Genomic DNA, 5619 nt, shown 5'->3' on the forward strand with positions numbered 1-5619 from the left:
AATCAGCACCCTCGTGAATGAGGCGGGTTCAACGCAGCCAGCGCGGCCGAAGCCTGTACGTGCTCGACGAGCCGACCACCGGGCTGCACGCCTCGGATGCCGACCGGCTGCTGGTGCAGTTGCAGCGCCTGGTCGATGCCGGCAATACCGTAGTGATGATCGAGCACGACATGCGTGCGGTGGCCCAAGCCGACTGGGTGATCGACGTAGGGCCAGGCGCGGGCGCTGCCGGCGGCAGCATCGTGGTGGCGGGTTCCCCTCAGCAGGTGGCCCGAAAGTCTGGCAGCCGAACCGCTCCGTTCCTGGCACGGGAGTTGGCGCGGGCCGAGTAGCTTAGTTCGCCAAATGTTCAGGCCATTTGGGTGCTTGCGACAATTAGGATGACCTGTTTATGACAACTATCTTGGCTAGTTGAGCGGCGTTTTTCAAGTTAGTTGTCACCATTGACCGTTTTAAGCGGCCTTTTTTTCTATCTGTTTAGTCTGCTGTTTTTCAGGATTCAGCGTTGTCGGTCCCACTGGTGTGCAGTTCCTAACCTCGCGGTTTCCCCAACGACTTGGGTTAGCTGCTTTAGCGGCTTCAATTCGTTCTTTGCATTGAGCCAGTATCGCAACATCCTGCCCTGTATGGCGCTGATGTGGCGTGACGAACCGCAACTTACTGTGCTTATGCTCGTAGTTGTACCACCGCGTAAACTTCAGCACCCATCCCCTTGCTTCATCAAGGCTTTTAAAGCCTGCTGATGGCCAGTCCGGCCGATATTTGCAGGTTCGGAACAGTGACTCTGGACATCCGTGTGTGCTTTCTCGAACTCGTCCAACAGAACGACGCTGTAAGGCTTTCTCCGTACCTTTTCGGTGAGCTGCCCCGCTTCTTCGAACCCGACGTATCCGGGAGGCGCCCCGATGAGGCGCGCAACCGTATGCCGCTCCATGTACTCGCTCATGTCAATTCGGATCATCGCCTCTTCATCACCAAAGACCGTTTCCGCAAGGGCTTTGGTCAATTCCGTCTTTCCCACGCCCGTGGGTCCGAGGAAGAAGAAGGTTGCGATGGGACGGCGGCGGTCGCCCAGCCCGGCGCGAGACAAACGCACGGCATCGGATACGGCTCTTACCGCCTCGTCCTGACCGACGACCCGCTGATGCAGACGCTGTTCCATCTCCATCAGCCTGGTGCGCTCCTCCGTGGTGAGCTCTGTCACCGGAACGCCGGTCAGACGCGAAACGATCTGTGCCACATCCTCGACGCCCACCTGATTGGCGCTAGTGCTTCGGGTCGTGTTCCATTCCTACAGGCCTTGATCATAGTTGCCCTGGTGTTCTTCGATACGAGCTTCCAGCGCGTTCGCGCGCTCGAAATTCTTGCGGTTGGATGCGTAGTCACGCTCGCGCCGCAATTGATCGATCTGCGCACCAAGCTCGTGAAGCTCCGGCGGTCTTGAGGTGCCACCGATTCGTACCCGAGCAGCCGCCTGATCGATCAGATCGATGGCCTTATCCGGCAGGAACCGGTTGGTGACGTAGCGGTCGGCCATCTCCACGGCGGCGACAATCGCCTCGTCGGTGATCGTCACCTTGTGGTGGGCCTCCAGTCGATCCCTGAGCCCCCTGAGTATATTGATGGTCTGGTCAATCGTTGGTTCGGCGACGAACACCGGTTGCAGCCGCCGCTCCAGCGCTGCGTCTTTTTCGATGTGCTTCTGGTATTCGGCCAGCGTGGTCGCACCGACCAAATGCAGTTCGCCACGTGCCAGTTGGGGCTTGAGGGTATTCGCGACGTCCAGCCCGCCTTCGCCCCCGGTCGATCCGGCGCCGACAATGGTGTGCAGCTCGTCGATGAACAGCACAATCTCGTTTTGGTGGGACGTAATCTCGTCGAGGACTTGTTTGATCCGCTCCTCGAATTGACCACGATACTGGGAACCCGCCACCAGCGAGTTGATGTTTAGCTCAACCACCCGTTTGTTCTGCAACAGGTCCGGCACTTCGTTGTGAACAATTCGCTGCGCCAGCCCTTCGACGATGGCGGTCTTGCCGACCCCCGGCTCACCGATAAGAACAGGGTTGTTCTTGCGGCGACGGGAAAGAACCTCGATCAGGGTCTCAACCTCGGCCGCTCGCCCGATCACCGGATCCAGCTTGTCCTCGTTAGCCAATGCCGTAAGATCCCGACTGTACTTGTCCAGGGTGGGCGTGTCGCTTTGCTCCGGTAGCCGCCCCTCCTGCGCCCCCTTTCCGACCACCTGCACGGCCTTCTGCCGAAGACCGTGTGCAGAGAGGCCATAACGGTTCAGCAAGTCGCTGGCCAGCCCCTCCTCCTCGGACAGACCGATCAGAAGGTGTTCGGGACCAATATAGCCATGCCCGAGGTCTCTCGACGCCTGGAAGGCGCGCTGTAGCGCGGCTTTCACCCGTGGGGAAACTCCGATCTTTGTAGGCCCGTCCGTTTCAGGTTCGCTCTCAGCTTTGGGTGTCAGTTGCTCAATCTGGGCCTTGAGGTCCTTGGCCGATAGCTGATATCGCTTGAGGAGCGCCTGCACCACATCGTTATCGGCCAGCGCGTAAAGCAGGTGGCTGGTATCAATCAGCTGCGAACCCCACTCCGTCGCGGTAGCCGCGGCTTGCTGCAGAATCTGCTCGCTTTGCTCGCTAAGTAAGTCACCGAGGGCGACCGATTCGCTATCCTGCGGCCGGCCGTTCTCTCGACCGGCGACACTGCCAAAGCCGAAATCCTCGTCTCGCGCCAGCCGCCCGAAGAAATCGTCGGCGAGTAACCCGCTGCCAAACAGGATTCAAATGGAGAGGCACTTCGTGCTCTCAGGCGCAAATAATCCGTTTGGCATACGTTGAGGGTGCGTCTTCGACCGGCTTGTGAAACGGTGACCTGCAGAGCCGCAGGGCGTTGCCGGCAGATATCGCATGATACGTGGGGTGATTGTTCCGCGCTCTGGCCCATATTGCCTCCGTTGCACCGTTGTGTGGCTTACAACAGCCGTATAGGAACGGCTAAGCCTTGGAGAGGGGGCGGAGCCCAGTGAAACTTGGGAGGGGGGGGGGGCAGAGCCCAGGAGAAGCTTAAAATTTCAGTATAGCGAGAGGTGGATCGAAAGCAAGGCGGCATCGGTGAAACCGGGACAGAACTATTTTCACGAGGTCCAGCCTCCTACCGTCCAACTTCGGGCGTAGGCTGTCAGTTGGCCACTGCAGATGCCTATCGACGCGCTCTCCATCGTCGCCGGCCTCGTGGCGCTATTAGGCGTGGGCGTGCAGGCATGGCTGTGGAAGCGAACCCATACACGCGACATGGCCTACCCCGATTCGTGAACTCGCCCCTCATGATACTGAGCGCCCCCGACCGGGCGGGGCTCAGTGCTGTCAAAGACAATCATCTCGCCGAGATGGCGCTGGTCGTGCTGCTCGAACCGGCGGGATTGACCCTCGCCGCCTTGTTAGCCGAGTAAATGCGCGCGTGCGGCAGCAAAGCCATCAAGAATCGTGCTATGCGCAGCCCCGAGGCCTTCGACGCAGTAGCTGTTCAGAAACTGTCGGCCGGCAAAAAGCCTGCGGTCAGTCTCGGTCAGTTTGGCTTGCTCGCAGACCCCGTCCCATTCACGGGCTATCGTGACGATCTGGTTCTCGATGATGGCCTGGGCCTGTTGGTCATTGAGCAGGAAGTCCGGGGCGGCCGCGAGGCAGCTGTGCAGCGTACTCATACGGTTTTCGCCCTTGATCAGCATCGCCTGAGTCGCTTCGTTGCCCGTTCGCCCCTGCGGGCAAATGTCATAGGCCGGGGTCAACGAGAGCATCCTGCCGTCCCAGAACGCGGCATGGTTGCGGGCATGATCGTCCGTGTTGCCGCACAGGATATTGAATACGATCCGAGCGTAGAGCTCGCGCAGCGTTTGCTTCGGGTCGGTAAAGCGGTGACGGATGACTTCGGCAAGGTCTTCGTAAGACGCATAGCGCGCCATCATTTCATCAAGGCCAAGCATCGTCAGCGCTGACACCATCGCTTTTCGCTGCCAGCCAGCCCCTGATTTGATGCGATCAAAGCGGTCGATGAGCAGCACATCCTTGCCGGCCGCCGCGGTCATCGAGACCGGGGCGACATCGAGCTCACATGCAGATGCCAGCTTCATGGCGATGAATTCCGCCTTCACGACGCTGTAAATGTCCGTGCTCGACGAGAACTTGGCGATCATTTTGCGATCGCCATGGTCGATCAGGGCCTTCGGGCGGGCGCCGCCGATCGAGGTGCCGTGGTTCAACGCCTGATCGAGGGCTGGCGTCAGCGGAGCGCCCTTCTCGATCCGTTCAGCCGCTTCCAGCAACTCTTCATAAGACGCCTCGGCCTTGAGGCGAGGCACGTATTCTGTGGCGGAATGCTGAAAGTCGAGGGCGCCGATCCGGTCCGATCCCGATTCGAGCCAATAGGTGAGTTCGGAGATGTCGTCAGCGGCGTCGGCCTTGCCCCCCATCAGACGATTGATGATCACCCGGCGCCCCCAGGCATCGGGCGAGGCGTCACGCAAGCAACTGGCCATCGACAGGCCAGCGGTCGGCTCGATCAGGCCGCGGCGCAGGGGCAGTTCGGGATCATAGATCGGGATCGCACCATCACGCGCCAGGTAGCTGGCGCCATAGTTGAAGCTATAGCGATCGCCGTGCTGCGTGACGCGACCGGCCACCACGGGTTGTGTCTCTCCCGGCAACCAGATCCAGACATAGATCTCTCGTGGCTGCGTCAGCCTAGAAGTCATCATCGACCTCCTGCCTGCTCGGGCGAACCCGCTTCGGCAGCAGCGTCAGTTTTTCCTCGAGATGGGCGCCATGTATCGCACCTGCCCGGTCGTCGACATCGAACAGCCGCACGCCAACGAGTGTGGCGACCTCGAAGACGATGCCGATCTCGGTGCCGGCTTCGCCATTTTCGATGTTGCGGAGGGTCTTACGCGAGATGCCTGCGCGTTCAGACAGTTCGGCAGCGGTGAACTCCCGCTCCAAACGGCCAGCCTTGATCAGCTTGCCGAGGATCGAAAGTGCCTGCCTGGTGACGCGGGAGTAGCTGCGCGGCCGCTTCATTGCCATCTCGTCAAATTGGGCATTTCAAGACTCATTAGACGGATTGTGAGTATTCAGATGCTCACTATGATGCGGCCTGCGTGAGACCGCAAGAAAATGAGCACTTCACTACCCACAAAATCATGAAATGAAACTTTAAATATCCATTACTCAAGGCGACTAGCGATCATCGCCCGTCCCAACCGCGCTATGGGGCGCCGTCGGCGCCTCGCTCACTCGCCACACTCCTTGATACTGAACGCCCGAGGCGTCAACCCAGCAGCAGATCGCCCTCGATGGGAATGAACTGGCTCGCGGCCTGGATGAGGGAGTTCGCGGTGAGCTTGGGCACGCCGTAGACCTCGACGCGCTTGCCATGCACCTCGCGGATTTTCTGCGCCAGCAGATCGAAATCCCCATCTCCGGAGACCAGGACCACCACGTCCGCCTGCACCGCGTACTCGATCCCGGCTTATTCATGAGGTCGGTCTGTAAACGAAGATAGCGGATGGTATTCTCTTGAAAATTCAGTGTGTTCCGCCAAGAACCTGAACCA

The 5619-nt window shown here is 59.7% G+C and carries 6 protein-coding genes and 2 pseudogenes; 2 read left to right on the forward strand and 6 right to left on the reverse strand.

Annotation, left to right across the window (positions count from 1 at the left end):
• Positions 1–17 precede the first annotated feature (17 nt).
• On the forward strand, positions 18–332 hold the full coding sequence (locus CCD76_RS18710) for a hypothetical protein (protein WP_256961386.1): 315 nt from the start codon (positions 18–20) through the stop codon (positions 330–332).
• A 120-nt stretch (positions 333–452) separates the two neighbouring features.
• Here the strand turns inward: CCD76_RS18710 and CCD76_RS20505 are convergent, their stop codons facing one another.
• The 3 genes and pseudogenes from CCD76_RS20505 to CCD76_RS20515 all read right to left on the reverse strand — a co-directional run bounded on the left by CCD76_RS20505 (position 453) and on the right by CCD76_RS20515 (position 2794).
• Positions 453–779: an integrase core domain-containing protein gene (locus tag CCD76_RS20505; protein WP_101146951.1), complete on the reverse strand. Its 327-nt coding sequence runs from the start codon at positions 777–779 to the stop codon at positions 453–455.
• Positions 698–1171 (reverse strand): annotated as a pseudogene (locus CCD76_RS20725) (AAA family ATPase); the annotation flags it as partial. The pseudogene CCD76_RS20725 and the gene CCD76_RS20505, both read right to left, overlap by 82 nt.
• A gap of 120 nt (positions 1172–1291) precedes the next feature.
• Positions 1292–2794 carry a Clp protease N-terminal domain-containing protein gene (locus CCD76_RS20515; protein WP_306298819.1) on the reverse strand — a complete coding sequence of 501 codons (1503 nt, stop codon included), beginning with the start codon at positions 2792–2794 and terminating at the stop codon, positions 1292–1294.
• 543 nt (positions 2795–3337) lie between these two features.
• On the opposite strand from CCD76_RS20515, the gene CCD76_RS20520 reads away from it, so the two are divergent.
• Positions 3338–3463, forward strand: coding sequence for a hypothetical protein (locus CCD76_RS20520; RefSeq protein ID WP_256961387.1), 126 nt, complete (start codon positions 3338–3340; stop codon positions 3461–3463).
• Here the strand turns inward: CCD76_RS20520 and CCD76_RS18725 are convergent.
• The 3 genes and pseudogenes from CCD76_RS18725 to CCD76_RS18735 all read right to left on the reverse strand — a co-directional run.
• Positions 3452–4762: a type II toxin-antitoxin system HipA family toxin gene (locus CCD76_RS18725; protein WP_087721023.1), complete on the reverse strand. Its 1311-nt coding sequence runs from the start codon at positions 4760–4762 to the stop codon at positions 3452–3454. The two genes, CCD76_RS20520 and CCD76_RS18725, sit on opposite strands and share 12 nt — an antisense overlap.
• Positions 4752–5084, reverse strand: coding sequence for a helix-turn-helix transcriptional regulator (locus CCD76_RS18730; RefSeq protein ID WP_087721024.1), 333 nt, complete (start codon positions 5082–5084; stop codon positions 4752–4754). Before CCD76_RS18730 ends, CCD76_RS18725 begins: the two co-directional genes overlap by 11 nt.
• A 250-nt stretch (positions 5085–5334) precedes the next feature.
• A pseudogene (locus tag CCD76_RS18735) lies at positions 5335–5529 on the reverse strand (NYN domain-containing protein); the annotation flags it as partial.
• Positions 5530–5619 lie beyond the last annotated feature (90 nt).

Origin of the sequence: Salinicola salarius (genome assembly GCF_002179555.1) — a bacterium.
Taxonomy (GTDB): domain Bacteria; phylum Pseudomonadota; class Gammaproteobacteria; order Pseudomonadales; family Halomonadaceae; genus Salinicola; species Salinicola salarius_A.

Excerpts from the sequence above, each read along its gene's own strand:
- CCD76_RS18710 (WP_256961386.1), top strand. The coding sequence starts at position 18 with ATGAGGCGGGTTCAACGCAGCCAGCGCGGCCGAAGCCTGTACGTGCTC.
- CCD76_RS18725 (WP_087721023.1), bottom strand. The coding sequence starts at position 4,762 with ATGACTTCTAGGCTGACGCAGCCACGAGAGATCTATGTCTGGATCTGG.
- CCD76_RS20520 (WP_256961387.1), top strand. The coding sequence starts at position 3,338 with ATGATACTGAGCGCCCCCGACCGGGCGGGGCTCAGTGCTGTCAAAGAC.
- CCD76_RS18730 (WP_087721024.1), bottom strand. The coding sequence starts at position 5,084 with ATGAAGCGGCCGCGCAGCTACTCCCGCGTCACCAGGCAGGCACTTTCG.